The organism is Hymenobacter sp. UYCo722 (assembly GCF_040547115.1).
In the GTDB taxonomy this organism is placed as follows: domain Bacteria; phylum Bacteroidota; class Bacteroidia; order Cytophagales; family Hymenobacteraceae; genus Hymenobacter.
This window is the reverse complement of sequence record NZ_JBEPPC010000002.1, coordinates 861,783-888,004: the sequence shown is the minus strand read 5'-3', so window position 1 is coordinate 888,004 and position 26,222 is coordinate 861,783. Positions and strand designations below refer to the sequence as shown.

25 protein-coding genes are annotated in these 26,222 nt (G+C 62.6%); 17 read left to right on the top strand and 8 right to left on the bottom strand.

The features are described from left to right. The first annotated feature begins 1 nt into the window (after nt 1). From ABIB44_RS09510 to ABIB44_RS09480, 7 genes are all read left to right on the top strand, one after another. Entirely contained in the window at nt 2-352 is a 351-nt protein-coding gene (locus ABIB44_RS09510; RefSeq protein ID WP_354584409.1) for a hypothetical protein, read from the top strand. A gap of 20 nt (nt 353-372) precedes the next feature. Beyond that, nucleotides 373-2,217, top strand: a complete 1,845-nt coding sequence (locus ABIB44_RS09505) for an ABC transporter ATP-binding protein (RefSeq protein ID WP_354584408.1) — start codon at nt 373-375, stop codon at nt 2,215-2,217. Nucleotides 2,218-2,285: 68 nt separating this feature from the next. After that, a complete protein-coding gene (locus ABIB44_RS09500) occupies nt 2,286-2,519 on the top strand; it encodes a hypothetical protein (RefSeq protein WP_354584407.1) in 234 nt (77 codons plus the stop codon). An 88-nt stretch (nt 2,520-2,607) separates the two neighbouring features. After that, nucleotides 2,608-3,096, top strand: coding sequence for a hypothetical protein (locus tag ABIB44_RS09495; protein ID WP_354584406.1), 489 nt, complete (start codon nt 2,608-2,610; stop codon nt 3,094-3,096). 62 nt (nt 3,097-3,158) lie between these two features. Continuing rightward, entirely contained in the window at nt 3,159-3,749 is a 591-nt protein-coding gene (gene lpcA / locus ABIB44_RS09490) for a D-sedoheptulose 7-phosphate isomerase (RefSeq protein ID WP_354584405.1), read from the top strand. Nucleotides 3,750-3,830: 81 nt separating this feature from the next. Further along, nucleotides 3,831-5,366: a YifB family Mg chelatase-like AAA ATPase gene (locus ABIB44_RS09485; protein WP_354584404.1), complete on the top strand. Its 1,536-nt coding sequence runs from the start codon at nt 3,831-3,833 to the stop codon at nt 5,364-5,366. 7 nt (nt 5,367-5,373) lie between these two features. After that, entirely contained in the window at nt 5,374-6,444 is a 1,071-nt protein-coding gene (locus ABIB44_RS09480; protein WP_354584403.1) for a quinone-dependent dihydroorotate dehydrogenase, read from the top strand. Here ABIB44_RS09480 and ABIB44_RS09475 read toward each other — a convergent pair. Both ABIB44_RS09475 and ABIB44_RS09470 read right to left on the bottom strand, forming a co-directional pair. Next, nucleotides 6,350-7,036, bottom strand: a complete 687-nt coding sequence (locus ABIB44_RS09475; RefSeq protein WP_354584402.1) for a hypothetical protein — start codon at nt 7,034-7,036, stop codon at nt 6,350-6,352. The genes ABIB44_RS09480 and ABIB44_RS09475 overlap by 95 nt on opposite strands. Nucleotides 7,037-7,184: 148 nt before the next feature. Continuing rightward, a complete protein-coding gene (locus ABIB44_RS09470) occupies nt 7,185-8,315 on the bottom strand; it encodes an acyloxyacyl hydrolase (RefSeq protein WP_354584401.1) in 1,131 nt (376 codons plus the stop codon). 197 nt (nt 8,316-8,512) lie between these two features. Here ABIB44_RS09470 and ABIB44_RS09465 point away from each other — a divergent pair, with 197 nt between their 5' ends. From ABIB44_RS09465 to ABIB44_RS09450, 4 genes are all read left to right on the top strand, one after another. Continuing rightward, nucleotides 8,513-9,286 carry a porin family protein gene (locus tag ABIB44_RS09465; RefSeq protein WP_354584400.1) on the top strand — a complete coding sequence of 258 codons (774 nt, stop codon included), beginning with the start codon at nt 8,513-8,515 and terminating at the stop codon, nt 9,284-9,286. 154 nt (nt 9,287-9,440) lie between these two features. Then, nucleotides 9,441-10,043: a porin family protein gene (locus tag ABIB44_RS09460; protein ID WP_354584399.1), complete on the top strand. Its 603-nt coding sequence runs from the start codon at nt 9,441-9,443 to the stop codon at nt 10,041-10,043. 169 nt (nt 10,044-10,212) lie between these two features. After that, nucleotides 10,213-10,809: an outer membrane beta-barrel protein gene (locus ABIB44_RS09455; protein ID WP_354584398.1), complete on the top strand. Its 597-nt coding sequence runs from the start codon at nt 10,213-10,215 to the stop codon at nt 10,807-10,809. A 150-nt stretch (nt 10,810-10,959) separates the two neighbouring features. Further along, nucleotides 10,960-11,577: a porin family protein gene (locus tag ABIB44_RS09450; RefSeq protein ID WP_354584397.1), complete on the top strand. Its 618-nt coding sequence runs from the start codon at nt 10,960-10,962 to the stop codon at nt 11,575-11,577. Between the two features lie 238 nt (nt 11,578-11,815). Here ABIB44_RS09450 and ABIB44_RS09445 read toward each other — a convergent pair whose 3' ends face one another. Next, nucleotides 11,816-13,180: a dipeptidase gene (locus ABIB44_RS09445; RefSeq protein ID WP_354584396.1), complete on the bottom strand. Its 1,365-nt coding sequence runs from the start codon at nt 13,178-13,180 to the stop codon at nt 11,816-11,818. A 101-nt stretch (nt 13,181-13,281) separates the two neighbouring features. Here ABIB44_RS09445 and ABIB44_RS09440 point away from each other — a divergent pair, with 101 nt between their 5' ends. After that, complete coding sequence (locus ABIB44_RS09440; RefSeq protein WP_354584395.1) at nt 13,282-14,073, top strand: TonB family protein; 792 nt, start codon at nt 13,282-13,284, stop codon at nt 14,071-14,073. 19 nt (nt 14,074-14,092) lie between these two features. On the opposite strand, the gene ABIB44_RS09435 is transcribed toward ABIB44_RS09440, so the two are convergent. Further along, nucleotides 14,093-14,659 (bottom strand): hypothetical protein, encoded by a 567-nt coding sequence (locus ABIB44_RS09435; RefSeq protein ID WP_354584394.1) that lies wholly within the window; start codon nt 14,657-14,659, stop codon nt 14,093-14,095. A 232-nt stretch (nt 14,660-14,891) separates the two neighbouring features. Here ABIB44_RS09435 and ABIB44_RS09430 point away from each other — a divergent pair, with 232 nt between their 5' ends. Both ABIB44_RS09430 and ABIB44_RS09425 read left to right on the top strand, forming a co-directional pair. Continuing rightward, entirely contained in the window at nt 14,892-15,725 is an 834-nt protein-coding gene (locus tag ABIB44_RS09430; protein WP_354584393.1) for an alpha/beta fold hydrolase, read from the top strand. 457 nt (nt 15,726-16,182) lie between these two features. After that, nucleotides 16,183-17,109: an alpha/beta fold hydrolase gene (locus ABIB44_RS09425; protein ID WP_354584392.1), complete on the top strand. Its 927-nt coding sequence runs from the start codon at nt 16,183-16,185 to the stop codon at nt 17,107-17,109. Here ABIB44_RS09425 and ABIB44_RS09420 read toward each other — a convergent pair. Then, nucleotides 17,093-19,975 (bottom strand): TolB family protein, encoded by a 2,883-nt coding sequence (locus ABIB44_RS09420; RefSeq protein WP_354584391.1) that lies wholly within the window; start codon nt 19,973-19,975, stop codon nt 17,093-17,095. The genes ABIB44_RS09425 and ABIB44_RS09420 overlap by 17 nt on opposite strands. A 241-nt stretch (nt 19,976-20,216) precedes the next feature. Between ABIB44_RS09420 and ABIB44_RS09415 the strand changes: the two genes are divergently transcribed. Together ABIB44_RS09415 and ABIB44_RS09410 are read left to right on the top strand one after the other, a co-directional pair. After that, the gene (locus tag ABIB44_RS09415) at nt 20,217-20,624 is read left to right on the top strand and encodes a hypothetical protein (protein WP_354584390.1); all 408 of its coding nucleotides are present in this window, start codon (nt 20,217-20,219) and stop codon (nt 20,622-20,624) included. Between the two features lie 25 nt (nt 20,625-20,649). Next, complete coding sequence (locus ABIB44_RS09410; protein ID WP_354584389.1) at nt 20,650-21,051, top strand: hypothetical protein; 402 nt, start codon at nt 20,650-20,652, stop codon at nt 21,049-21,051. A 64-nt stretch (nt 21,052-21,115) separates the two neighbouring features. Here ABIB44_RS09410 and ABIB44_RS09405 read toward each other — a convergent pair whose 3' ends face one another. From ABIB44_RS09405 to ABIB44_RS09395, 3 genes are all read right to left on the bottom strand, one after another. Continuing rightward, the gene (locus tag ABIB44_RS09405; protein ID WP_354584388.1) at nt 21,116-22,120 is read right to left on the bottom strand and encodes a fatty acid desaturase; all 1,005 of its coding nucleotides are present in this window, start codon (nt 22,118-22,120) and stop codon (nt 21,116-21,118) included. A gap of 91 nt (nt 22,121-22,211) precedes the next feature. Further along, nucleotides 22,212-24,719 (bottom strand): TonB-dependent receptor plug domain-containing protein, encoded by a 2,508-nt coding sequence (locus ABIB44_RS09400; RefSeq protein WP_354584387.1) that lies wholly within the window; start codon nt 24,717-24,719, stop codon nt 22,212-22,214. Nucleotides 24,720-24,818: 99 nt separating this feature from the next. Continuing rightward, nucleotides 24,819-25,184, bottom strand: coding sequence for a hypothetical protein (locus ABIB44_RS09395; protein ID WP_354584386.1), 366 nt, complete (start codon nt 25,182-25,184; stop codon nt 24,819-24,821). Nucleotides 25,185-25,536: 352 nt separating this feature from the next. Here ABIB44_RS09395 and msrA point away from each other — a divergent pair, with 352 nt between their 5' ends. Next, nucleotides 25,537-26,211, top strand: a complete 675-nt coding sequence (msrA, locus tag ABIB44_RS09390) for a peptide-methionine (S)-S-oxide reductase MsrA (RefSeq protein ID WP_354584385.1) — start codon at nt 25,537-25,539, stop codon at nt 26,209-26,211. The last annotated feature ends 11 nt before the right edge of the window (nt 26,212-26,222 follow it).

Here is a 26,222-nt window from a genome sequence, read left to right as displayed (position 1 = left end):
CATGCCCGATACGATGCTCTTGTACCGTCCTACCAACCAGCAGGAACTAGATTTAATAGCTGCCAGTGACTGGCGCAGCTTCCCGCCGCGCCTACCCGAACAGCCCATTTTTTACCCGGTGCTGAACAAAGAATACGCGGTGCAAATCAGCCGCGACTGGAATGTGCCCTACTATGGCGTGGGCTACGTGGTGCAGTTTGCGGTTGACACCGACTACCTCGCGCAATTTACCGTGGAGAATGTAGGCGACCCCCTGCACAACGAGCTTTGGGTACCCGCCGAACAGCTGGTTGAATTCAACCAGCACATCGATGGGCCGAATGAAGTAATTGCCGGGTTCCGGCGTTCTTAACGGCGGTCGCCCCCTTGTTTATGAAAACGTATTTAAGAATCCTCAGCTACGCCCGGCCCTACGCCGATTTCGTGCCGCTGTACCTGCTGTACACCGTGCTAGGCATCTTTTTCAGCATTGGCAATTTTGCGCTCATCATTCCCCTGCTGAACGTCTTGTTCGACAAGACCGGGCAAATGCAGGCCAAGGCCCCCACCGTGCTGCCGCCCTTCGCGGTATCGCTCGATTATGTGACCCAGGCTTTCAGCTACTACTTCTCCCAGATGATTACCGACCACGGCAAGCTGGGCGCGCTGCTCTTTGCGTGCATCGTGCTGGTGGCCTCGGTGTTTTTCAGCAACGTGTTTCGGTACCTGAGCCTGCGGCTGGTGGCGCGGGTGCGGGCCCGCGTTATTCGCAACATGCGGCGCGAGCTGTACCACCGCATCATCGGCCTGCAGCTGGGCTACTTTGCCAACGAGCGCAAGGGCGACCTCATGTCGCGCTTCACCAACGACGTGCAGGAAGTGGAAGCGTCGGTGGTGAACACGCTTCAGGCCGTAGTGCGCGAGCCGCTCACCATTGTGGGCTATTTCGCGGTGTTGTTTTATATGTCGGTGCCGCTCACGCTGTTCACGCTGGTGCTGCTACCGCTGTCGGGCGGCATTATTGCGACGCTGGCTAAGCGGCTGCGGCGGCAGGCCAAGCTGAGCCAGAGCACGCTGGGCTCCATGCTTTCGGTGATTGAAGAAACGCTGGGCGGCATTCGCGTCATCAAAGCGTTCAACGCGCAGGACTACATCAAGGGCAAGTTTGAGGAGCAGAATAACCAGTATGCCCGCACCGCCCGGCGCATCGACAACACGCGGGATTTGGCCTCGCCGTTTTCGGAATTTGCCGGCGTGTCGGTGGTAGCCGGGCTGCTGTATTTTGGTGGCTCCCTTATTTTGAGTGGACAGTCGACCCTGGAAGGGGCCTCGTTTATTACGTACATCGTGCTGTTTTCGCAGGTGCTTACGCCCGCCAAAGCGCTGTCCAACTCCTTCGGCAACATCCAGCGCGGGCTGGTGGCCGGCGAGCGGGTGCTGAGCATCATCGACACCGAGCCGGTCATCCGCGACCGGCCCGATGCCACGGTGCTGCCGCCCTTCGAGCGCGAAATTGAGTTCCACGACCTGAGCTTTAGCTACGACGAAACGCCGGTGCTCTACGACATCAACCTGACCATCAAAAAAGGCCAGACCGTGGCGCTGGTGGGCGGCAGCGGCGGCGGCAAAAGTACCCTGGCCGACCTGCTGCCCCGCTTCTACGACCCCAGCGCCGGCCAGATTCTCATCGATGGCCACGACCTGCGCACCTGCTCGCTGCACTCGGTGCGCGACCAGATGGGCATCGTGACCCAGGAGAGTATCCTGTTTAACGACACTATTTTCAACAACATTCGCTTCAACACCGCCGCCACCGAGGCCGAGGTGATGGAGGCCGCCCGCATCGCCAACGCCCACGAGTTCATCGTGGCCAGCCCCGAGGGCTACCAAACCGTCATCGGCGACCGGGGCAGCCGCCTGTCGGGTGGGCAGCGCCAGCGCCTGAGCATTGCCCGCGCCATCCTGCGCAACCCGCCCATCCTCATTCTCGACGAAGCCACCTCGGCCCTCGACACCGAAAGCGAGAAGCTGGTGCAGGAAGCCTTGCAGCGCCTGATGCAGAACCGCACCTCGCTCGTCATCGCCCACCGCCTGAGCACCGTGCAGCACGCCGACGAGATTGTGGTACTCCAGCACGGCCGCATCGTGGAGCGCGGTACCCACAACGAGCTGCTACGCCGCGAGGGCGGCGTGTACCAGCGCCTGAGCTCGATGCAGACCAACGCCGCGCTGGTGTAGTTGTCGCGCCCGGCAGAGCGGCGTTACGATGCCACCAACGGGCTTTATCCTTTTTTTGATTTGACTTTATGTTTGGTAAGAACCCCTTTCGCACCTTTCTCTACATCCTCGTTTCGATGGTACTGGTGAAGCTGTGCTACAATCTGGGCTATGGGGCCGCCAGCAAAAAGCTGAGCCCCGCGCAACAGAAAACGCGCCGCTCGCAGGCCTATGGCCTGCCGGGCATGAGCCCCGAAGATGCCGACACGACCAACGTTGCCGACACGGCCGAAGTGAGGTCGATGCCCACGCCAGGCCAATAGCTCCTGCAAATAAGCGCTATTTTGCGACCACATTCCCGTCGCTGTCGTTTCTAGCAGCAACTGCTGTTTTCACCTTACTTCCCCCTTTATGCTAGCCCTTAAACGCATTGTCACCGTCGCCGTCATGATTTACCTGCTGCTGGCGCTGCTGTTCATCCTTGTTCCCGCCGTGCGCACGTCGGTTGCGGATATGGGCGCGGGCCTGTCGGTACCGGAGAAGGAGCGGCAGTTTTTCTACGTCATGTTCGTGGTTGGAGCCGTGCTAATGGCTTTGCACCTGCTCACCGAAAACCTCGACAGCGTGCTGCTGCGTCGCACCGTGAACCAGCACGAAGGTAAAATCAATGAGCTGAAAGCCAAGCTCTACGACCAGCAGCAACGCACCAGCATTTCGTCTCCGGCCACTGGCCCGCGCACCATCGATGGCCGCAACCTCGATGCGCCCATGGTGCGCGAGCAGCCCACCGCCTACCCCGCCGAAAACCGCCCCGCCGACCCGCTGCCCCAGCCCACCTTCCCGCAGCCTGACCCCAGCCTGAGCAACACCCCGCCGGCCGACCGGCCGCCCTTGGCCTAAATCGCTCACTTATTGAGAGCTAGTCGGTCTGACTACTCAATACTTGATACTCAATACCAGCAGTGCCTGACGCTTCCCTCCCCGACCTCATCCGCGCCGAGCTCACCGAAGCCCGCGCCGTGCTCGACCGCTTCCTGGCCGACCCGGCCCACGTGGCCAGCATCGCCGCCGCCGCCGAGCTCATCGCCGCCAGCCTGCAAGCCGGCGGCAAAGTTCTCACCTGCGGCAACGGCGGCAGCCTCTGCGACGCCCAGCACTTCGCCGAGGAGCTCTCGGGCCGCTACCGCCAAAACCGCCGCGCTCTGGCCGCCATCGCCCTCACCGATGCCTCGCACATGACCTGCGTGGCCAATGATTTCGGCTTCGAATTCGTGTTTAGCCGCTTCGTGGAGGCCTTGGGCCGGCCCGGCGATGTGCTGCTCGCCATTAGCACCAGCGGCAACTCGCCCAACATCCTGCGCGCCGCCGAGGCCGCCCGCGAGCTGGGCATGACCGTGGTTTCCCTCACCGGCAAGGACGGCGGCCAGCTCGCGGGACTGAGCGACGTGGAGATTCGGGCACCGCACAGCGGTTACGCTGATAGGATTCAGGAAATCCACATCAAGGCCATTCACATCCTGATTATGCTGATTGAGAAGCTGGTGATTGGCTGAGAAAAATTTCACGCAGGGTTTCGCGGTGGTAAATCTTCCTAGCTTTACCGCCAATCTATTCTGCTTCAATCTGCCGCTACCATGCTTACCAAAACCTTCGGCTCGGCCGTGCAGGGCGTGAATGCCTACACCATTATTATTGAAGTGGTGGTTTCGGCGGGAACGGGATTCAACGTGGTGGGCTTGCCGGACAATGCCATTAAGGAGAGCCAGCAACGGATTGAGGCGGCGCTGAAGTTTCGCGGGTACCGCATGCCGCGCACCAAAACCGTGGTGAACATGGCTCCGGCTGACATTCGCAAGGAGGGCGCGGCCTACGACTTGCCCATTGCGCTGGGCATCCTACACGCCTCGCAGCAATTGCAAACGGAGCGCCTGCCGGAATACGTAATTATGGGCGAAATGGCGCTCGATGGCGAGCTGCGGCCCATTCGCGGCGTGCTGCCCATTGCCATTCAGGCCCGCAAGGAAGGCTTCAAAGGCATCATCCTGCCCAAGGAGAATGCTGAGGAAGCCGCCATCGTCAATAACCTCGACGTGATTGCCGTGAGCAGCATGCAGGAGGCCATCGACTTCTTCGAGGGCCGGCTGGAAATCGTGCCTACCACCGTGGACACCCGCGACCTGTTTCAGCACGCGGTGAACAAATACACGGCCGACTTTGCCGACGTGCAGGGCCAGGAAAACATCAAGCGGGCGCTGGAAATCGCGGCCGCCGGCGGCCACAACGTCATCATGATTGGGCCACCCGGCGCGGGCAAAACCATGCTGGCCAAGCGCCTGCCCAGCATTTTGCCACCCCTGAGCATGCAGGAGGCGCTGGAAACCACCAAAATCCACTCGGTGGCCGGCAAGCTGGCCGGCGGCGGCCTGCTGAGCACGCGGCCGTTCCGAAGTCCGCACCACACCATTTCGGACGTGGCGCTGGTGGGCGGCGGCAGCAACCCGCAGCCCGGCGAAATCTCGCTTTCGCACAACGGCGTACTTTTTCTGGACGAGCTGCCCGAGTTCAAGCGCACGGTGCTGGAGGTGATGCGCCAGCCGCTGGAAGAGCGCCGCGTGACCATTGCACGGGCCAAGCTCAGCATCGAGTTTCCGGCGAATTTTATGTTGATTGCCAGCATGAACCCCTGTCCGTGTGGCTACTACAACCACCCCGAGAAGGAATGCGTGTGCGGACCCGGCGTGGTGCAGAAGTATTTGAACAAAGTATCCGGCCCGCTACTTGACCGTATTGATTTGCACGTCGAAGTGACGCCCGTGACGTTTGACCAGATGACGGAATCGCGCAAATCGGAAACCAGCGCCGAAATTCAGGTGCGGGTGGACAATGCCCGCCAAGTGCAGGAAAAGCGGTTTACGGATTACACCGACATTCATTCCAACGCCATGATGCCCCCGCAGATGGTGAAGGACATCTGCCAAATCAGCGAAGACGGCCGCCAGCTGTTGAAAACGGCCATGGAGCGCCTCGGCCTGAGCGCCCGCGCCTACGACCGCATTTTGAAAGTAGCCCGCACCATCGCCGACCTGGCCGGCACCGACGCCATTGAGATTAACCATCTGGCCGAAGCCATTCAGTACCGCAGCCTCGATAGGGAGGGTTGGGCGGGGTAACCCTTTTATGTATAATTCCCTCGTCAAACCCCTCCTCTTCAACCTCGACGCCGAGCGCGCCCACCACCTCGTGTTCGACAATCTGCGCCGGGCGGCCCTACTACCGGGTACCAAGGCGCTGCTGCGGGCGCTGTATGATTTCCAGGACCCCAGCCTGGAGCGCGAGGTTTTCGGGCTGAAATTCCCGAACCCCGTGGGCCTGGCGGCGGGCTTCGACAAGAACGCGGCCCTGACCGATGAGATGGCCACGCTGGGCTTCGGCTTCGTGGAGATTGGAACGGTGACGCCCCGGCCGCAGCCCGGCAACCCTACGCCACGCCTATTCCGGCTGCCGCAGGACGAGGCGCTGGTGAACCGCATGGGCTTCAACAACGACGGGGCGGCCGTGGTGGCGGCCCGGCTGGCCCGGCGGCGCAATCGCCAGCTCATCATCGGCGGCAACATTGGCAAGAACAAGGACACGCCCAACGAGCGCGCCGCCGCCGACTACGTGGCCAGCTTCGAGGCGCTGGCCGAGGTCGTGGATTACTTTGTGGTGAACGTAAGCTCGCCCAACACGCCCAACCTGCGCCAGTTGCAGGAGAAAAAACCGCTTATTGAGCTGCTCCAACGGGTGCAGGCCCGCAACCTGGCTCGCGCCACCCCGCGCCCGCTACTCCTCAAAATCGCACCCGACCTAACGGATTTGCAGCTCGATGACATCCTGGAAATAGCCCGCGAAACCCAGCTCAATGGCCTGGTGGCGACAAACACCACCATCAGCCGCGACAACCTGAGTTCCGAGCCCAGCTACGTGGCCAGCCTGGGTGCGGGCGGCCTGAGTGGCAAACCGCTGCGGGCGCGGGCAACCGAAGTCATCCGCTACATACACCGGAAGTCCGACGGCGGGCTACCCATCATCGGCTCGGGCGGCATTCACTCGGCCGCCGATGCGCGGGAAAAGCTGGACGCGGGGGCCTCCCTTATTCAGCTCTACACCGGCTTTATTTACGAAGGGCCGGCGCTGGTGAGCCGGATAAATCGGAGCCTCGTGCGAGGGGAGCGCGCTGGCTGCGCACCCGCCGGTGCCACCACATGATGAGCGGCACGCCGATAAGCGTGGGCCACAGAAAATTGACAGGAAAGGGAATGAAGTGCAGGCTGGTGACTGAAAATGCCGATACGGCCGCGATGTAGGAGGCCAAAAAGCCCGAGATGTGATTCAGCAGCCACTGGTTTTTGGTCCAGTGGCCGGCGTTGGCGTAGCCGCGCAGCTGGCGAAGGGCTGTCATCGCGCCCAGCGCGCCGAATACGCCGACCGGAATATTACGGGCAAAAAACGCATACCCCACCGTGCCCGCAAACACGGCCAGCCCTACGCCCGCTACGGCCCAGTCAAAGCCCTCCACGCGGGCATCCCAGGCCAGCTGCTTCAGAAACAGCGAGCGGTAGCCGAAGCCGGCCATGTACAGGCTGAACACGGCCGTGAGCAGCAGAAACGTGCTGTGGATGTGCTGCGAGCCCACGATGGCCGTGCTGCCCGCCACCACCATCGCCCAGAAAAACACCAGACCCCAGCGCCGGTGCGCCACGCCGCCCTTGCGCACGGCCAGCGCCACGGGAGCCACGAAAAAACCAGTAAAGCCGGCCGCGATGTGCAGCCCACGGTTGAGGGCGAAGAAGGTTTCCATGCGGGCGGGCGCGGCTATTGTTGAACCACGGCCGAAAGATGAAAACCAGGGCGGCCCGCGCCAAAAAATACTTCCCGAAACACTGGTTGAAGCCCCTGAAACAGCGCCAGCTGCCGAAGAACCGGCGTGTACTCAGCCAGCACTGCCGCTACAGCTTCGCCCCTATTTTGAACTCAATCACGTCGGCTGCGCCACGGTGAACTTTCAAATCGACCGCCCCGAAGAGTAGGTTGGTGAAGTGGTATTTTAGGCCCAAACGCTCGTAGTAGGGCGTGCTCGATTTGTAGGGCGCGTACACGTAGAAGCCCAGGTGCGAGTCGAAAGCCAGGCGGCCGAACAGCAGCTCGTGACCCACGAAGATGCCGGCCTTTTTCACGTCGGGCCGGGGGCCGCCAGCGCGGCTGGTGTCGTTCAGAGTGGCTTGCAGGCTGCGGTCGTTGAAGCCTTCGAGGCCCAGCAGCAGGTTCGATTTGCGGTTGACCCGCCGGCCCACGGCCAGCGTCAGCGAGTGCACGAGGTACTTCTGCTTGTCGCCCTCGGTGCGCTGCTTAAAGCCCAGGCTGGTGCTCACGTTGAAAAACGTGCGGCCGACTTCGGGCGGCGCGGGCGCATTGGCGTTGGTGCGCGGGGCGGAGCGCTGCTGGTAGTAGTTGAGGCCCAGCACTACCGAGGGCAGGTTCACGCCGAAGTTGGGCTTGGTGGTGGCCCCGTTGGAATAATGGTTCAGCCCGGCCCCCACCAGCAGGCCCAGGTGCGGCGTGAGGGCGTAGTCGTACTCGAACCGGAACTGCAGCGTGGCATTCAGGGCCGAGCTGGCGATGGTGTTTTTATGGTTGGTTTCCTGGTTGTAGGGGTTGGTAAGATAGGCCAGCCCGGCCCCCAGCCGAAAGCTGAAGTCGTGCTTCGGACCGCGCGAAAACGACTTGCTGATGTAGGGGCTGGCCGAAACGACGTAGCCCAGCACGGGGTTGTGAAAGTCGTAGTAAGTCAGCGCCAGCCCAATTTTCGGAAACTTATACCAGCCGTGCCAGGGGGCCGCGCCGGTCGTTTGGCGCTGCAAATTCACCTCGAAGCCCGTGGGGTGCGAGGCCACCAGGTGCCGGATGGCATAGGTGTGCGCCAGGATAATGCTGCCCTGGGCGTAGGCCCCCACCACAAAAGGTGCCCGCGGAGCCGGCAAAGTTGAATCGGGGGGGAGCTGCCGGGCGGCGGCAGGCCGCCCCGGCAGCCCAATCGCCAGCACGCACAGCAGCAGCAAAAACAGATAACGGACGGGCATACACGGGTACAATCAATCTCAAAAATACGGGCAAACCCCCATGATACCGCCGCGCGGTGCCCCACTTTTAGCTTCCAAAAACTATCCGCGCCGCAAATGCGCAGGCAATAGGAAATCGCAATTGCCGTTTCAGCGCTTCCTGGCACATTTGCCCACTAGCTTTGCGCCCTGATTATCCCTCCCTCCTTTCCAATTTCATGAAAAAAACCCTCCTTTCCCTCGCGTTGGCCGCTGGCACTATGGCCACCGCCAATGCTCAAACCGGCATCCGAATCGGAGTTATCGGCGGGGCCAACCTCGCCAGCTTCACGGGCCCCGACAAAACGGATACAAAATCAAAATATGGCTTCAGCGCGGGTGCGGCTTTCAATTTTGGCCTGTCGGATTTGATTTCCATTCAGCCCGAAATTCGCTACTCGCAAAAGGGCATCAAACTGGGCTACAAGGGGCTAGACAACAGTGATGCAGGTGTACTAAAAAACGACATTAACGCTTCGGGCACCTTCGGGCAAACGCTGAGCTACATTGATGTGCCGGTGCTGGTGCGCGTGAATACCGGGGGTGGCGACCGCTCGGGACTCTTTTTTGAGTTCGGCCCACAGGGCAGCTTCCTCATCGCACAACGCGGCTTTATCGACAGCGGCGACAAGGCCACGGTGGTGCTGGCCGGCCCGCAGCGCAATAATCCTAACTCGACGGCTATTACTTCGCCGGCCGTGGCCGTCGGCAGCAGCACCGACGATTTCAACAAGGTGGTTATTGGCTACGCGGTGGGCCTCGGCTATCAGCTCACTAGCGGCCTGAGCCTGGGCATCCGTTACACGGGCGATGTATCGCAGGTGTATAAAGATGGCAAGGGCACGGCGGATGCTTTCAAGCCTTACCAAACTTTTGGCAACACATTTACCAATCCAAACGTGCACAACTCGGTCTTCCAGTTCAGCGCGGGCTACCTGTTCGGCGGCAAATAAGTAGCTGCTGCGGTTTGCACAAGCCCAATTTCGTACGAAATAGGGCTTATACTTGAATGTATTTTACAATCTAATTTTCTATATATTTATTTCAACAAAATTCATATTTTGTGTTAGCTTTGCGCCGCATTTAACCCTTCTTCATCTTACAAACATGAAAAAAGTAATCCTGTCCTTGGCCATTCTAGCTGGAGTAACCAGCGCGGCTCAGGCGCAAAGCGCCCGTTTCGGCGTAAAGGCCGGCGTAGGCCTAGCATCCGTCACCGGCGAATCGGTGAGTGGCACTAATAAAAAGAGCTTAGTGGTACCCCAGGTTGGCCTTATGGCCGATTTTGGCTTCAGCGACCTGCTTTCTTTTCACCCCGAATTGCTGTATTCGCAGAAAGGTCTGCGGTACGAGAGCGGCGGAGACTTTGCGCAAGCCCGCTTGTCGTATCTCGATGTTCCCCTGCTGTTGCGCGTTAATGCCGACGGCCTGTTTTTTGAAGCAGGCCCACAGGTTGGCTTCCTGATTGGCGAGAAAGACGAATTTCGCGCAGGTGGTCAAACGATTACTTCGACCAGCACCGACGGCACCCGCAAAGTAGACGCGGGCTACATCGCAGGCGTTGGTTACCAGCTCTCATCAGGCTTAGAGCTTGGTGTACGCTACAATGGCGGTATCTCCGACATCAACGACAAAAACACCTCCAACTCAAACAAAATTCGCAACTCGGTTTTTCAGTTTCAGCTGGGTTACCTGTTCGGCGGTAAATAAGCTTTTCCGCCGCATTTTTAAAAGCCTGGCTCCTTGCACGGAAGCCAGGCTTTTTTGTGCCCAAAAGCTATGTTCAACAACTTAATGGGGGAAGCGGCAGTATATGCCCCGGCTTCGAAATTCGAGCATATTTACCGTTGACTATCAATATCTTCATCTAATCTTCATCATGAAAAAGACCTTCCTCTCGCTCAGCCTTTTAGTGGCCGCCGCCGGGGCAGCCCAGGCCCAGACGCCCGCTACCACCGTGGGCATTTCGTTGGGCTATGGCCGCAGCCGCCTGCTCGACAACAACAACTATAAGTCGACCAGCCACTCGGCTTACCAGGCCGGCCTGAACGCCGATGTGTACCTGTCCGAAGTCATCTCGTTACACCCCGAGCTGCTGTACTCGCTGCGCTACTACGACACCAACAGCGCCGCCACCGCCGGCCTGAACCGCGACGTGTCGTCCATCAACGTGCCGCTGCTGCTGCGCTACCACGCCGATGGCCTGTACTTTGAGGCCGGCCCCGAGCTGGACGTGCCCGTGAAAGCCGTGAACGAGGATGGTAACGACATCAAAGGCCAGGTGAACAGCGTGGCCCTAAACTACCTCGTGGGCCTGGGCTACCAGCTAAACCACGGGCCCTCGCTGGGCGTGCGCTACGACGGCGGAGCCAGCAACGTGTTCAAGAGCGACGCCAATACGGTGCTAGGCACGGGCCAGTACAAGACCAGCAACATCTGGGTGGTCCTGGCCTATTCGTTTGGGGGCAAGAAATAACCTGGTTAGCAGGGGCAAAAAGCCCGGCCCCCGTTGCGGAGGCCGGGCTTTTGCGTGAGCGTGATTGAACGGCTCGCAAAAAGGCGCGGAGGCAATATTTGACGCCTGTTGGTAGTTTTGGGTATTGTTATCCCTCCTTTATTTCCCCGCATGCATAAATTTATGCTCTTGTTCGGCGCACTGGCCGGACTGGCTGGTCCGGCGCAGGCCCAAACAATTCGCTACGGCCTGAAAGCGGGCGTGAGCTTGGCGCGCTTGACCAACTACAACTTTGTGGGCGTGCGAAACCAGGTTGGGGCCACGGCCGGGTTGATGGCCGATGCGGCGCTGAACGAGAAGCTGTCGCTGCACCCGGAGCTGCTATTTTCGCAAAAGGGACTGCGCGTGGACGAGTCCGGCCCGGGCGGCTTCAGCAGCAGCTTCCAGATACGTTCCAACTACCTTGACCTGCCGGTGCTGCTACGCCTGAAATTCGGCACCTTCTTCGCCGAAGCCGGCCCGCAGGCAGGCTATCTGCTCACGCTGAAAAGAACTGAAACCAACAATTTCAGCAACGTTCCGGCTACCACCAGCAACAGCACTAATGGAGCCCGCCGGCTCGATTTGGGCTTCGTGGTGGGCTTGGGCTACCAGCTACTGGGGCGCTGGGAGCTGGGCGCACGCTACAACGGCGGCATTGTGGGCGTGAATAGTGGAAGCTTCGGCACCAGCCAGCCCCGCAACTCGGTCGTCCAGTTTCAGGCGGGCTACCTGTTCGGCGGCGCATAAACCACTTTGCAAGACCTAAAAAGGCCCGATTTCCGCGATGGAAGCCGGGCCTTTTTAGCTGTGCATTAAATAGACACGCACCAGTAACCGTAGCAAAAAGGCGGTCATGCTGAGCGCAGTCGAAGCACGCTACTGCGATGGTATTATTTACTTACGCGGTAGAGATGCTTCGACTGCGCTCAGCATGACGTTCTATTCGATATGCTTACTCATGCGTGGCTATTTAACGCTCGCTGCCTTACTCAGCGGCCGCGTAGTTGCGGTAGAAATACGGAATGGTTTCGATGCCTTTCAGGAAGTTGAAGACCCCATAATGCTCGTTGGGCGAGTGGATGGCATCCGAATCGAGGCCGAAGCCGAGCAGGACGGTATCGAGGCCGAGCTCCGACTTGAACATGGCCACGATGGGAATGGAGCCGCCGCCGCGCGTGGGCACCGGGCGCTTACCGAAAGTGGTTTCCATGGCATCGGCGGCGGCTTTGTAGGCCACCGAGTCGGTGGGCGTCACCACGGGCTCGCCGCCGTGGTGCGGGCGAACCTCGACGGTGACGCCGGCCGGCGCGATGCTGGCAAAGTGCTTTTGGAACAGGGCCGTGATTTCGGCCGACGTCTGGTGGGGCACCAGGCGCATCGAGATTTTGGCGTGGGCCTGCGAGGCGATGACGGTTTTGGCCCCCTCGCCGGTGTAGCCACCCCAGATGCCGTTCACGTCGAGCGTGGGCCGGATGCTGGTGCGCTCCATGCTGGAGTAGCCTTTTTCGCCGTAGGAGTCGGGCAAGCCGATGCTCTTCTGGAACTCGTCTTCCGAGAACGGGGCTTTGGCCATTTCGGCGCGCTCGGCGGCGCTCAGCTCCTCCACATTGTCGTAGAAGCCGGGGATGGTGATGTGGCCATCTTTGTCGTGCAGGCTGGCAATCATCTCGCACAGGGCGTTGATGGGGTTTTGCACCGCCCCGCCGTAGAGGCCGGAGTGCAGGTCGCGGTTGGGGCCGGTCACCGTTACTTCGTGGTAGCTCAGGCCGCGCAGGCCCACCTCGATGCTGGGCACGTCGTTGGCCAGCATGCCGGTGTCGGAGATAAGGATGACGTCGGCCTGCAGCTTCTCCTTGTTGGCCCGCACGAAGATTTCGAGGTTGTTAGAGCCGATTTCCTCCTCGCCCTCAAACATGAACTTGATGTTGCAGGGCACGCCGCCCTGGCCGTCGCGCATCATCATTTCGAACGCCTTGACGTGCATGTACACCTGGCCTTTGTCGTCGCAGGCTCCGCGGGCGTAGATTTTCTCGTCCTTAATCACCGGCTCGAAGGGCGGCGAAGTCCACAGCTCGTAGGGGTCGGCGGGTTGCACGTCGTAGTGGCCGTACACGAGCACGGTTTTGGCCTCGGGGCCCACCACGTATTCGCCATACACGATGGGATTGCCGGCCGTGGGGCAGATTTCGACGTTTTGCACGCCGGCATCTTCGAGGCGGGCTTTGAGGTAGTCGGCGGCCCGCAGCACATCGGCGTGGAACTTAGGGTCGGCCGACACGGACGGGATGCGGAGCCAGTCCATTAGCTCATTCAGGAAGCGGGTTTGGTTGTCGGCGAGGTACTGGGCCATGCGGAGCGGGGGTTTGAAGTAGGTTGGGAATGCCCCGGTAAAAGTAGCGGCCCGCGCCGGAACAAAGGCCCGCCCGCCCGCGCGGCGGCTATCTTCGGGCGATGAAAAACCTACTTGCGGTACTGCTTCTGGTTGGCGGGCTGGCGCGGCTGGCTCCGGCGGCCGCCCAAACCAAACCCCGCCCGGCCCCCCGGCCCACGGTAGCTAAAGCACCCGAAAGAGTGTATTCCGCCGATGAGGTCACGCCCTGCTCGTTCGACGTGCTCACCGCCACCGAACTCATCCAGAGCCGCGCCGTGTACCCCGCCGACTTCCTCAAAACCGACCCGCACGGTGAAGTGCACGTCGAATTTGTGGTCGATGCCAGCGGCAAAGCCCGCGACGCCGGTATCCGGCAATATGTCGGCTACGAGCCCGCGCCGGCGGCGGCCACCACGGCCGTGCTGGCGGTTATTCCGGGCCTCCCCCGCCTGCAGCCGGCCCTGCGCGAGGGCAAGCCGGTGGCGGTACGCATGGGTCTCACCATTCGCTACCCCAACCCACCGCCGTCCAAAATGTACACCACCGGCCCCACCCGCGTGTATGCTTATGCCGAGCAAATGCCCCAGCTGCTGACCGGCGGCGGCGGGGCAGCCATCGTCATGGCCATTCAGCAGCACATGGAGTACCCAGCGGCGGCCCGGGCGGCGGGCGTGGCGGGCCGGGTGTACGTGCGGTTTGTAGTAGGGGCCGATGGCAGGGTGCGTGACGCCCAGGTGATGCAGGGCCTCGGCCACGGCTGCGACGAAGCCGCCCTGGCCGCCGTGCGCCAGCTGCCCGAGTTCCGGCCCGGCCGGCAAAACGGCTGCCCGGTGGCCGTGGCCTACACCGCGCCGCTGTTGTTCGGGATGTAGCCGGCGCGCCGGGCCGGTATTACTGCCGCGAGTCGAGCACCAGTTCGCGCACCATTACCTCGCCCAGTGCCCAGGCGGCGGGCCAGTCTTTTTCGGGGCTTTCGAAGGTGAGCAGGTAGAGCGTGTCGGTTCGGGTATTAGCCAGGGCTAGTTGGTACACGATGCGCGGCTCGGCATCGGGAGCGGCTTCGCGGTAGCGCACCGTCCAGCGGTGCCACGCGCCTTCGGCGGACGAGGCCTTGTCCAGCCGCTGCTTGCCCGGGCCAAATCCGGTGCGCAGCAGCAGTAGCTCGGCGTATTCGGCGGCGGGGTGGCGGGTGCGGGCGGTGGCTTTGCGCACCACTTGCAGCGAAAGGCCCGTGGCAAACTCCCCGCTTTCGCCAACGGCCTCCTGGGTGAGGTAGTAGGTTGGTGCCGCTTTCAGGCCCTCGGCCTGGTAGTGCCAGCCGGTGGGCAGCAGCATGGCGGCTTTGGCGGCGGGCAGCGGCTGCCAGGCCAGGCCGGCGGGCGGCGAACCGAGTCGGGCATCAAAGCGCTGGGCAGCGGCGGGCAGGGCCAGCAGCAATAGGATAAGGAGGCGCAACATGTACCCGCAACAATACGGAATTCAGCTGGGTTGCTCCGGTCAGCAATTGGGCAGGCTGCGGCCCAATGCATGGCCAGCAGCTACGTAAGGCGCGAATAGCATACCGGTGATATATTGCAGAATCTTCCTTTTAATTTTACTTTTCCATTCATCCAATACAATTCTATACTTTAATCGTAGGTAGTTGGCGCAATTGACCCGCCACCTTATCAACCTTATTCATTTTTTCTATATGAGCCCTTCCACTACTTCTATTCTGGAGCGCAGCAACGTGACTATTTCCGGGGCCAGCGGCCCGGGCACTCCGGCCCTGGTATTCCTGCACGGCCTGGGGGCCGACCAAGCCACCTGGCGGCTGCTGGCACCACATTTCGAGTCCGACTACCAGGTAATCCAGCTCGATTTAGTGGGGAGCGGCGGCTCGAAGCTGGGCGATTATAGCCGCGAGCGCCACGGCAGCCTGGCCGGCCACGCCGACGACCTGCTCGACGTGCTACGCACCCTGGCCCTCTACGACGTGGTGTTCGTGGGCCATTCCGTCGGAGCGATGATTGGCGTGCTGGCTGCCGTGCGCGAGCCTCAGCGCTTCCAGAAAATGGTCCTGATTTCGCCTTCGCCCCGCTTTATCAATGAGCAGGGCTATGCCGGCGGTTTCGAGCAGCAGGACATTAATGAGCTGCTGGCGGCCATAGATGCGGACTACCACGGCTGGTCGCGGGGCATTTCGCCGGTGATGATGGGAGCCGACGAGTCGCCGGAGCTCGTGATGGAGCTCACCAACAGCTTCGTGCGCACCAACCCCGAGATTGCCCGGCATTTTGCCCGCGTTACCTTCCTTTCCGATACCCGCGCCGAGCTGGGTTTCCTCGTCACGCCCACGCTGGTGGTGCAGTCGGCTCACGACGTGATTGCCCCGCTGGCCGTGGGCCACTACATCAACGAGCAGCTGGCCGATAGCCGCATTGAGGTGATTGCAACCAGTGGGCACTGTCCTCACCTCAGCGCTCCCCAGCAAACCCTGGCCGCCATCGACGCCTTTCTGAAGCAGGAATCGCTGCCCGGCTAGGCGCAGCTTGTCGTTCTGGCCAAGGAGAAATCCGGGCGCAGCCGGCAAAGCGCCGTCCTCCGATTTTCCCCATCGGAGTAACAACTTCTTATCTATTCCCCTTCCGCGCCCCGCTTTTCGGTCGCCCGCTTTTGCGGGCCAGGCCGGAGAGCGGGGCGCACTGGCATTTGAGAGGTTGTGCCCCAGGGCTTTGGTGAGATTTTTGATTTTTTACACGGCTGGCTGACGTCGCTTACGCCACTCCTCCTTACCTGATTTGCTAATCCCCTTATTTCCTGATTCTTCGGATAAAAATGAAATTTGAAACTTGCTTAGCACACTTCCCGCTTCGGGAATCCCTTCCGAACTCCGGACGGTAAGCCACCCGGTTGCCGGGCTTCCCGCTCATCAGCCAGCTGGTTGAAACACCTTGTTTCTCCCGTCCGGAACACCTACCTCTCTACCTCCTTCTACTCCTATGAACAACGCTGGCTCCCTCATTCTATCGCGCAGCAATGTGCACGTATCGGGCCGGGGCCGGCAGGCCGTGGTGCTGCTGCACGGCCTGGGCTGCAACCAAACTGTCTGGCTGCCGCTGCTGCCGGCTTTTGAAGCCCGTTTCCGCGTGGTGCGGCTCGATTTGGTGGGTACCGGCGGCTCGCGGCTGGGCGAATACAGCCGCGAGCGCCACGGCAGCCTGGCCGGCCACGCCACCGACCTGCTCGACGTACTACGGACGCTGGACCTCACCGGCGTGGTATTCGTGGGCCATTCCATCGGGGCGATGATTGGCGTACTGGCTGCCGTGCGCGAGCCCGCCCGGTTTGCCAGCCTCTTGCTGCTGGCCCCCTCGCCCCGCTTCCTGAACGGCCGCGACTACGCGGGCGGCTTCGAGCCTGCTGACCTGGAAGAGCTGCTCCGCGGCCTCGAAACGAACCAGAGCGAGTGGGCCCAGTCCTTTGCTCCGATGGCCATGGGCGACTCCAGCCGGCCCGACCTGATAATGGCCCTGGCCAGCAGCTTTGCCAACACCAACCCCGGCGTGCTGCGCCACCTGGCCCGGGTGGCTTTCTTCAATGATAGCCGGGAGACACTGCCACTGCTGGGCACGCCCACGCTCGTCGTGCAGCCCGCCCGCGATGTGCTGGTGCCGATGGGCGTAGGCTATTACCTGCACGAACAGCTGCCCGACAGCCAGTTGGTCATCATCGACACCAACGGGCACTTTCCGCACCTCACCGCACCCGAGGCCACGCTGGCAGCCATTGGCCGGTTTCTGGGCTGCGCGTTGGTGCTGCCCGCCGGCACGGTGGTGAGCTGGGCCGCGCTGGGCTGTCCCCCAGCCGGCAGCAATTGGGCCTCGGCCCGGCCCGATTTTTCGTTTCGGCTCACAGCCGCAGGCTGAAGGCCAGGGGCTCAATCAGCCATTGCCCCACGGCCCCCCGGTACGTCACGCGCACGCCGCCTTCGAGCGGCGTGCGCAGGCGCAGCACGTTGAACAGGGCCAGCACATCGACGCCCGCGTTGCGGTAGGTGTAGGTGGCGGCCGCCCCCCGGAAACCGGTGCCCCGGGCCAAATCGCCAAACGCGGTGGCCCGCAACCGCTGCACGTACAGCACCCGCCCCAGCTCCCAGTGCACGAAGGCCAGCGGCAGGCTGTAGTCGAGACCGAGCACGGCCAGCTGGTCGAAGCTGGTGTAGCTCTCGCCGCGCGGAATATTGATGGTAGGCGCGAACTGGTACTGGAGCTGGCTTAGCCACTGGTAGCCGGCCCGCAGCCGCAGGGCATCGTGCGGGCGCAGGCCGGGCAGGTAAAGGCTGGCCTGGGTGCCCCACTGCCGCGCTTCCAGCCCGCCGCCGAAGGGCGTGATGCGCCCGGTACCTAGCACTGCAAAGCCGCCGCGCGGGGCCACGTCGCGGGCGCTTCGCTTAAGCTGGGAAGCGTAGCTGAAGGAAGTTTGCAGGGCGTTGAGGGGCCGGTTGGGGCCGGTCTCGGTGACTTTGCGCACGGGCAGGTCGTAGCCAAACACCTGCTCGTGCAACAGGTAGGCCCCCACGTTCAGGCCCTGGAAATACTTGGAATGCGTGAGGTTGAGCGGCAGCCGCACCCCGGCCGTGAAGCGGGCGTACTGCCACTGGTCGCGCAGCAGCCGGCCCTGGTACAGCACGGCCGCATCGCGCCCGCCGTAGGTAAAATCCGCGTCGAAAACGGGGTAACGGCCCTGGTAGCTCACGGCCGCCGTACCGCTGAAGGTGCGCTCCGTCTGGTCGTAGCCCAAGCCGGCGAACAGCTGCGTGGTACTCAACACATCCTGCGAACGCAGGCCCACGGCCACGGCGTTGCCGACCGGGCTCTGCACCACTCCGTAGCTGAACAGGTTGAAAGCGTGGGCCAGCGGCACGTAGCGCCGCACGCCGTAGCGCGCAGTGGCCGAGTCGGGCCGCAGCAGCAGGCGCGGCAGCAGCCGGCCAGCTGGCTCCTGGGCGGCCAGGGTGGCAGCGTAGGGCCCGGGCGGGTCAGTCTGGGCCAACGGCACGGCCGTCCAGGCCAGGGTATCGAGGGGCATTTCGACCACCCGGGCCCCGGTGGCGCGGTAGTCATGAAAGGCCAGCGTGCCGCCACCGAGCGATACGGCCGCGTGGTAGGCCCCCAGCGGCCGCGAGGTAATGCGGTAAGTCTGGCCGGTGCGGGTGCTCACGGCGTACAGGTTGTCGGAGCCCGCTTGGGCCGAGTTGTAGAGCACGAAATCGTGCCAGGGCTGGGGGTTGGCCAGGTTTAGGTTGGCCACCGGCAGCAGGTCGCGGCTGGGTCCGACTGGGTCGAGCAGCACCAGGGTTTTGCCGGCCGGGCGCAGGGCCACGGCCACGAGGCGGCGACCGTCGGGGTGCCAGCGGGGCTGCTGGTAGAAGTCGTTGGCGGGGTTGGGCAGGGTCTGAATTTCGGCCCCGGTCTGCGCATCCAGCACCACAAGGGCATGGTGGTAAGCGGCATCGGTGCGGGCGGCCACCAGGCGGCGGCCGTCGGGCGAGAGGGCGGCGGCCGAGTAGCGCTGGCCCCGGCCCAGGCGCGTGAGCTGGCCAGTGGCCAGGTCCAGCACCTTCAGCTCGGAGGCTATTTGCTGGCCCCAGCGGGCGTCTTGCTGGTACTCGGGCCACACCACTTTGCCGGCGCTCACCGACAGCATTTCGGGGATATTGAGCTGCCCCGGTACGAATACCGTCCGCTCGCCCCCGTGCCGGCTCAGCAGCACCAACTGCGCGATGTGGCCCAGGCCCGATTTCAGGGCCAGCACCGTGCTGTCGGTCACGTACTGCGGGTACTGGTACTGGGTGAAGACCTTTTCCGACGCCTTCACCACAAACGCGCTAACCGGCGTAATGGCCGGCTGCCTCACCTGCTGCGCTCGCCAGGTCGAGTCGACTTCGGCCATGCTGCGGTCGTAGAGCTGCTCGACGGTGAGGCCCGTGGTGCGGCGGATGCCGTTGGAAAACGAGAACGGGTAGAAGGGAAACCGGTAGTAGCGGTCCAGCACGCGGCTCCACACATCGGGGCCGTGGTGGGCTTTCAGGTACGACGTCATGAAGTAGCCCAGCACGTACCAGTTGGGTACGTTGTCGCGCAGCGAGCCATTCACGGCTTTTTGATACGAATACAGCCGGCCGCCGAGCAGGTTGGCCCGCAGGCCCACATTGAAGTACGGGATGCGCCCGCGCCCGCTGCGGGTGAGGGCCGTTTCGGTGCCCACGGCGTCGCCCTCGAAAAACCACTGCGGCACGCCCACGGCGGCCACGCCCAGGGCGCCATCGCCCAGCAGCGGGCCCAGCACCCGGCCCACGCCCTGCCGGGCCTTGTCAAACTGCCCGACGTGCCGGAACTCGTGCACCGCCAGCCCATCGAGCCAGTCGACGGTGCCCAGGCCCAGGCCCTGCTCGGGGGTAATGAAAAACTCGGCGTGCCGGGGCAAAAACGTCACGAAGCCGTTGCTGACCGTGGTCTGGCTTTGCAGCACCACCGTAATTGGGCGCGGGCGCACGCCCAGCGTGGCCACGCCCGGCCCGTGCAGCTGCTCCAGCCGCGCGGCCGTGCGCTGCGCCGCCGAGTCGAGCCCGACCGTGTACAGCACCCGGAAGTTGGGCGAGCGTACCTGCTGCCAGCGCAGGGCAGGCGGGTTTTGGGAGAGCACAGGCAGGCTTTGCGCCCGGGCCGGGCCCAGGCCGGTTAGGCCTAGCAGGCCATAGAGCAGCAAACGACGCGGATGATTCCTTGACATTGAAAAGACAGTACGAAACGGGAGCTAAAGAACGGCAGCCGGCCGCTATATCCCCGGCGTGTGCGCTTTCCGCACCAGCTACATCCATAATATGAGGTGCCAAATACGACGGCTAGCCGCGTAAGCGGGCGGCCATTCCGATTTGAACGGCCACTTTTTTGGGCGCGCATGCAACGCGGCAGGCCCCCTGGCGGTCAAGGCTGTGAACCTAATTGCTTCACCTTTCCTGCTTACCTGCCTCATGCTTCGTACTACATCATCCTGCTGCCTGGCCACCCTGATGGCCGGCGCGCTCCTCGGCTGCCACAAAGGCGATACTCCCCAACCCACCTGCTACAGCGGCACGGTGGTGGCCTACTCCTGCGTGCTGGGCCCTTTGGTTGATGTGGACCCGGCCTACCCAATCGGGGCACGGGCAGTGTCGGTAGTGGGCAATAGTTTCCTCGGCAACAACGTCATCGCAGTAGCCAATTCGTCGAGCTTTCGCTTCAATGCCCAGGTAGGACAGCGGCTGTACTTCACCTATACGAAGGCTTCTACACCCTCAGGCAATCCGTGTCTGGCGGCGGATGGCACCACGACCCCCGTTCCCAACCTAGCCCTCAGCAACGTATCGACCGTTAGCTGCGACTCGGTCCGCGTCAACTAACGTCTCACCCCCAATCTTCTCCGCGATGCTACGCAAATGCTGCTTTCTGGGCTTGGCCCTGGTCGGTGCCGGCTGCTTATCGGGCTGCGATAAAAACAGCTCGGCGCAGCCCACCTGCTACTCGGGGGTGGTGCTGCGCGACCGGTGCTGGGACGGTATCCTGCTTCAGGTAGACCGGCAGTTTCCCATCGGCACCTCCATTAGTTCGCTTACCGGGCCCGACAGCCTGGGCAATACTAACGTCATTGCGGCCGTCAATTCGCTGGGGACGCTGGGCGTGCGGGGCCAGCGCATTTCTTTCACCTTCACCAACGACCCCGCACAGCAAGCGCCGCTCCGTGCCTGCACCCACGACCAGATACCGCTTCCCATTCCGCATCTGGTACTGGCCAATATTTCGGCGACGCCGTGCGCGCAGCCTTGGTAGTAACCCGCACCACCACAAAAAAGGCGGCCCTGTGAGGCCGCCTTTTTTGTGGTGGTGCCGGGAGTTACGCCGACAGCATTTCCTTATCGGGCACACTCATATCCTTGAGCGTGGCTGCACCGCGCTCCTTGCGCATGATGCGCGAGTAAAGGCTGATTTCCTGGTCGAAGAGGAACATGAAAAACAGCTTGGTGTAGCTGCGGTGGGCCAGCAGCGGCTCGTAGAACTCGGGGGCCACGGTTTTGAGTTTGGGCAGGTTGTTCCACGGAATGCTGGGCATGTCGTGGTGCTCGTTGTGGAAGCCCACGTTGAGGTTGATGCCGTTCAGGCGGCCGTAGTAGGAATAGGTTTCCTGCGAGTCGCTCAGGGTGAGGTAGTGCTCCTGAATCCAGCGGGCTCCCAGCGGGTGCAGGCCCACCGAAAACCAGAAGCTGAGGAACAGATACAGCAGGGCCGTCCAGCCGAAGAAGTACACGATGGCCGCGTCGAAGGCTACCTGGGCCGCGATGTTGGCAAAAACATACTTGTCGACGGTCGCAATTTCGCGGCAGCGGATGGTGCGAATAAGCTGAAACACCGGGAAGAAAAACAGCCAGATGGCCTTGCCAATGCTGTAGTTCTGAATCAGCTTGGCCTCGTACCAGTCGGGCAGGTCGGCATCGAGCTCGTGCACGCCCTGAAAGACGTGGTGCTTGATGTGGAAATTCTTGAAGCTGATGGCCGTGGGGAAAATCGACGGGAAATTGGCCAGAATGCCGGTGGCCACGTTCTGCCACAGCTTGCGAAACACCAGGTTGTGAGCCGCCTCATGAATGATGACGAACAGCGTGTGCGAGAAAAACGCCCCCACCAGGTAGGCCACCGGAATAGTCCAGTACCAGGCCTGCTGGCGCAGGAAGTAGGCTATGGCCACCTGGGCCACCACGCAGCCCAGGCCAATGAGGAAGGTGGCGGGGTTGCGCGTCATCAGCTGCTTCACCTCGGGGTGGGCCTTGATGATTTGGCGGGTGCGGATGCGGTGCGGCTCGGGAGCCGTGGCCACGGTGAAAGCAGTAGGGGCTGAAACCATAAGTAGCGGGCAAACAGCGAAAGCCTGAGTGGGGTTCGCGGGTCTTCAACAAAACTACGGCATAGCCGGAGCGCTACCGCACCCCGCCAGCCTAGCGCACCAATAAACTGCCCGCACCCACGGCCGGCTGCCCGGCGGCCGACACGCCTTCTACCGCCAGCCGGAACGAGCCGGTGGCATCGGCCGTAAAAAACGTTACGTCGGCTTGCCCGGCGGCATTGGTACGCACCGCCGGGTTCCAGTAGAGGGTACTGCGCCGGGGGTCGGGGAAGTTGGTCCGGGCCGTGGCCGCGTCGTAGCGCGGCGCATAAAAGGCGCGGGCGCAAACGTAGCCGGGCACCCGCAAAGCAACGACCCCCGGCGCTCTTTCGACGCCCGGGTTGTAGCTGGGGCTGCCGCGCCGGGTATAAACGGCGATAACGCCCCCGGAGCCCCGGCTGCCAAAAAGGGCCGCTTGCCCGCCCTTCAAAATCTCAATCGTTTCAACGTCAGATGCCGGGAAGTAGGCCAGTGCATCAATCGTTACGGGCACGCCATCGAGCAGGAACAGTGGTTCAGAAGCCCCCGAAAGCGAGGTTACGCCCCGAATCTGCACCTGAATATTGGGGTCGGCCCCGGTAACGGATACGCCGGGCACCCGGCCCTGCAGCATTTGCAGGGCGGTGTTCGAGCCGTTGCGGGCCGAGGGGTAATCATCCATGCGCAGCACCGTGGCCGAGCCCGATGGGTAGAGCCGGCGCGGGTCGGCAGCTACGGCGCGGCGGGCATTCACCTGCACGTTGCCCAGCAATACGTTGTGCGTGGTATCGAACTGCAGCTTGATTTCGGCGGCGTGCTGTAGCTGGCTGCGCTGCACGGCATCGGCCAGGGCGGCGGGGGCTTGCAGGGGCAGCACCGGCAGCGGGCCCGCCGGCACCGGGGGGCCGGGGTCGAGGTTCAGCAGCAGGTTGCGCTTGCCCCGGTCGGTGCGGGCCTGCAGGGTGAGGCGGGTGGTATCGTTGCACTGGCCCAGACCCGTGAAGAGGAAGCGGCCTTCGGCATCGGTACGGGTACTGAGGTAAATTTTTTCGGGCTGGGCCTGCAGGTAGGTCACGGTGCCGCCAGCCACCGGCTTGCCGTTGGGCAGCGTCACCTGCCCCCGAATGCCAATGGCGCGCTCGAAGCCAAACTCGGGTGCCGCCGGCGGGCCCGCCAGCACCTGCTTCCACGAAAAGCGCCGCCAGCCCTGCGTCAGCAGCAGGGCATCGAGGTGCTGTGCGGTTTCCGAAGTGGGGTTCTGGAAATAATAGCCGGGGTTTTCGACGTAGCCGGCCAGGTCGGAGGTCAGCAGCAAATGCGCGGCAATGGTTTCGGCCCCGGCCTCCACGCCGCCGGCATCGGTAACGGCCAGCGACAGGGGCACGGCCACGGGTTGGCCGGCGGCATCGGCCACGGCCACGTGCACCCGCACCGGCTGGCGCGGCCCGTAGCTGGCGCGGTCGGGCGTGAGCGTCACGCGCAAGCCGGGGTCGCCGGCGGCAAAGGCCAGGCGCTCGGCCACCGGCAGGCCCTGCGCATCAAAGAGCGTGAACTGCACGATACCCGCCGGAAACTGACTGGCCGGAATGCGCGTCGTAAACATTTCGTGGCCAGCCGTGAGCTCGCCATGGGCCGAGTAGGCCACCCGCCCCCGCACCTGCCCCAGCAGCGACACCGTGCCGCTGGTACCGCCCTGGCGCTGAATCGTGACCAGAAATGCGCTGGCCAACGTCACGACGTGCAGCGTGTAGCCGGCTGGCTGCACGGTGGGCAGCGGCACCTGCAGCGCCACGCCGCCGGGCGCAACTACCGCGTGGTAGCGCTGCCCGGCAACCGGCTTAAACGAAAACGACCCCATGCCCAGGTGGCTGCTGCGCAGCGAAGCCACCGGCTTGTCCTGCTCGTCGAGCACCTGCCCCTGCACGTCGAGGCCGTTGCCCGCGTAGTCGATGGCCTTAAAGGCCACCACGTTTTCGAGGCCGGCCACCAACGCACCGCCTTCGGCGAAAAACTGCACGTCGGGCGGGCGGGCCAGCGTAGCGCTGAGCCGGCGTGCCGTGGCGGCTTTGGCGCGCAGCTGGGCCGGGCTGGCCGCGGCATCGGGCGCGGCCGCCGGCCAAATCTGGACCCGGCGACTGAAAAAGAACTCCGGGCCGGCGTTGCGCATCCAGCCGGTATAGGCCCGCAGCCGGTAGCTGTCGGGCGAGAGGGTATCGGGTAGGGCGAGGGAGCCGTGGCTCCGGCCGCCGTCGAGGCGCAGCTCGCGGCGGGCCACCACCCGGCCGCTACCGGCCAGCAGCTCTACGTGCAGCACCCGGCTCAGCGTATCGGGCCGGTGGGTATCGGCGGCCACCACGCAGGCGCTAAACCACAAGGTCTCGCCCACGGTGTACACCGATTTATCGAGGTGCAGGTAGGCTTTTTCGGGCCGGCTAAGCCGGTAAAAATCCTGCATCGCCAGCGCCGCTTTCTGGAGGGCCGGGGTGCCGGGCTGCTGCCAGGCCAGGCCCATCAGCGCCGTGAGGCCCACCAGGGCACCGCGTAGCCACGGGCGCTTCATCGAAAAGGATGATAATTTCATTGCTTGGCCGCCGGCAAGGGGTAGACTTCACTGCCCGGGCTGCCAAATATAATGGCTTCTGGCACTTGGCCCGAACGTGCTGCTACGGCCCGGTACCGCCTACATCTGCGCCAGCCAGGCACGGGCCGTATCCACGTCGTCGAAGGTGGCGATGACGACGCTGCCCTGCGTGAATTGCAGGGTGAGGTCGGTGGAGAGGCGGCTGTAGACGTCGGGCGAATACACCCAGGCGAAGTAGCGCAAGCCGGCCGCCATCATGGCCGGAAACCAGTCTTTGCCGGCCCATTCGGCTGCCTCGCTCCACATACCGGCCACGTGGCGGTTGTCGTTCAGCACTTTGTGGCAGTGCTGCTGCGAGAGTAGGCGTAGCAGGTCGTGGCCGCCCTGCTGCACACTGACCAGATTTTGGTCACCCTGCCAGTCAGCATACAGCCACTCGTTCAGGTGGTCGTAAGAAATGGCCAAGTGAGGTTCGTGCAGTAAAAGTTGGAGCGACATGGAGAAAGCTGACATGATGGGTCGGGCCAATACGCGAAATACGTACATTCAGTCGTTTATTCCTGGTCATTCAGGTTAAAATCTTCATTAATCATCGTTTTAACCAAACAAAGCCGTACTAATACGTAGTAAAACTATTAGCGAAACAGACGTGTTTCCCAGAGTGGTTGGCCGCTTCGGCGAGCAGTCGCATCCCCCCAAGGCCAGGAGCAAGTTCGTTGCGTATATCGGGGCGAAGCGGTGTAAGGCCGGGTCCCGGCCACCGTCTACCGCTGCAACGCCCGCCCGCCGGGCCTTCATTTTTGATTAATTCCCCTTTATGAAAACCCGCCTGAAATCCCTGGCCAGCCTGAGTGTCCTGGCCCTTTTATTTGCCTGCGGCACGCAGCCCACAGCCGAAGCCCAGAACCCGCCGCGCTCCACGGCGGGCTTCGCCCCGGCCAACCTCAATGGTTTGGCCATGGCCACGTTTGCCGGCGGTTGCTTCTGGGCCCAGGAGGAAGCTTTTGAACAGCTGAAAGGCGTGAAACAGGTGGTGAGCGGCTATGCCGGGGGCACCAAGGCCAACCCTACCTACGAGGAGGTAGCCGCCCAAAATACCGGCCACACCGAAACCGTGCAGATTTACTACGACCCCAAAGTGATAAGCTACCAGAAGCTGGCCGATATCTTCTTCACCGCTTCGCACGACCCTACCCAACTCAACCGCCAGGGGCCCGATACCGGCCCCGAGTACCGCTCGGCCGCCTTTTACCGCACTCCCGAGGAAAAGCAAACCCTCGAAGCCACCATTGCCCGCGTAAACGCCGCCAAGGAATACAGCGGTAAAATCGTGACTCAGGTGCTGCCACTCCAGAAATTCTGGCCTGCCGAGGGCTATCACCAGGGATACTACCGCCTGCACCCCGAAAACCCTTATATCACCAACGTATCGGCCCACAAGGTTGAGCACGTGCAGCAGGTATTTGCCAAAGACCTGAAAAACCCGCTGTAACCCTGGCAAAA

What these genes read in the sequence shown, in the direction of transcription:
- ABIB44_RS09510 (WP_354584409.1), top strand. Translation starts at nt 2, where the DNA reads ATGCCCGATACGATGCTCTTGTACCGTCCTACCAACCAGCAGGAACTA.
- ABIB44_RS09505 (WP_354584408.1), top strand. Translation starts at nt 373, where the DNA reads ATGAAAACGTATTTAAGAATCCTCAGCTACGCCCGGCCCTACGCCGAT.
- ABIB44_RS09500 (WP_354584407.1), top strand. Translation starts at nt 2,286, where the DNA reads ATGTTTGGTAAGAACCCCTTTCGCACCTTTCTCTACATCCTCGTTTCG.
- ABIB44_RS09495 (WP_354584406.1), top strand. Translation starts at nt 2,608, where the DNA reads ATGCTAGCCCTTAAACGCATTGTCACCGTCGCCGTCATGATTTACCTG.
- ABIB44_RS09485 (WP_354584404.1), top strand. Translation starts at nt 3,831, where the DNA reads ATGCTTACCAAAACCTTCGGCTCGGCCGTGCAGGGCGTGAATGCCTAC.
- ABIB44_RS09480 (WP_354584403.1), top strand. Translation starts at nt 5,374, where the DNA reads ATGTATAATTCCCTCGTCAAACCCCTCCTCTTCAACCTCGACGCCGAG.
- ABIB44_RS09475 (WP_354584402.1), bottom strand. Translation starts at nt 7,036, where the DNA reads ATGGAAACCTTCTTCGCCCTCAACCGTGGGCTGCACATCGCGGCCGGC.
- ABIB44_RS09470 (WP_354584401.1), bottom strand. Translation starts at nt 8,315, where the DNA reads ATGCCCGTCCGTTATCTGTTTTTGCTGCTGCTGTGCGTGCTGGCGATT.
- ABIB44_RS09465 (WP_354584400.1), top strand. Translation starts at nt 8,513, where the DNA reads ATGAAAAAAACCCTCCTTTCCCTCGCGTTGGCCGCTGGCACTATGGCC.
- ABIB44_RS09460 (WP_354584399.1), top strand. Translation starts at nt 9,441, where the DNA reads ATGAAAAAAGTAATCCTGTCCTTGGCCATTCTAGCTGGAGTAACCAGC.
- ABIB44_RS09455 (WP_354584398.1), top strand. Translation starts at nt 10,213, where the DNA reads ATGAAAAAGACCTTCCTCTCGCTCAGCCTTTTAGTGGCCGCCGCCGGG.
- ABIB44_RS09450 (WP_354584397.1), top strand. Translation starts at nt 10,960, where the DNA reads ATGCATAAATTTATGCTCTTGTTCGGCGCACTGGCCGGACTGGCTGGT.
- ABIB44_RS09445 (WP_354584396.1), bottom strand. Translation starts at nt 13,180, where the DNA reads ATGGCCCAGTACCTCGCCGACAACCAAACCCGCTTCCTGAATGAGCTA.
- ABIB44_RS09440 (WP_354584395.1), top strand. Translation starts at nt 13,282, where the DNA reads ATGAAAAACCTACTTGCGGTACTGCTTCTGGTTGGCGGGCTGGCGCGG.
- ABIB44_RS09435 (WP_354584394.1), bottom strand. Translation starts at nt 14,659, where the DNA reads ATGTTGCGCCTCCTTATCCTATTGCTGCTGGCCCTGCCCGCCGCTGCC.
- ABIB44_RS09430 (WP_354584393.1), top strand. Translation starts at nt 14,892, where the DNA reads ATGAGCCCTTCCACTACTTCTATTCTGGAGCGCAGCAACGTGACTATT.
- ABIB44_RS09425 (WP_354584392.1), top strand. Translation starts at nt 16,183, where the DNA reads ATGAACAACGCTGGCTCCCTCATTCTATCGCGCAGCAATGTGCACGTA.
- ABIB44_RS09420 (WP_354584391.1), bottom strand. Translation starts at nt 19,975, where the DNA reads ATGTCAAGGAATCATCCGCGTCGTTTGCTGCTCTATGGCCTGCTAGGC.
- ABIB44_RS09415 (WP_354584390.1), top strand. Translation starts at nt 20,217, where the DNA reads ATGCTTCGTACTACATCATCCTGCTGCCTGGCCACCCTGATGGCCGGC.
- ABIB44_RS09410 (WP_354584389.1), top strand. Translation starts at nt 20,650, where the DNA reads ATGCTACGCAAATGCTGCTTTCTGGGCTTGGCCCTGGTCGGTGCCGGC.
- ABIB44_RS09405 (WP_354584388.1), bottom strand. Translation starts at nt 22,120, where the DNA reads ATGGTTTCAGCCCCTACTGCTTTCACCGTGGCCACGGCTCCCGAGCCG.
- ABIB44_RS09400 (WP_354584387.1), bottom strand. Translation starts at nt 24,719, where the DNA reads ATGAAATTATCATCCTTTTCGATGAAGCGCCCGTGGCTACGCGGTGCC.
- msrA (WP_354584385.1), top strand. Translation starts at nt 25,537, where the DNA reads ATGAAAACCCGCCTGAAATCCCTGGCCAGCCTGAGTGTCCTGGCCCTT.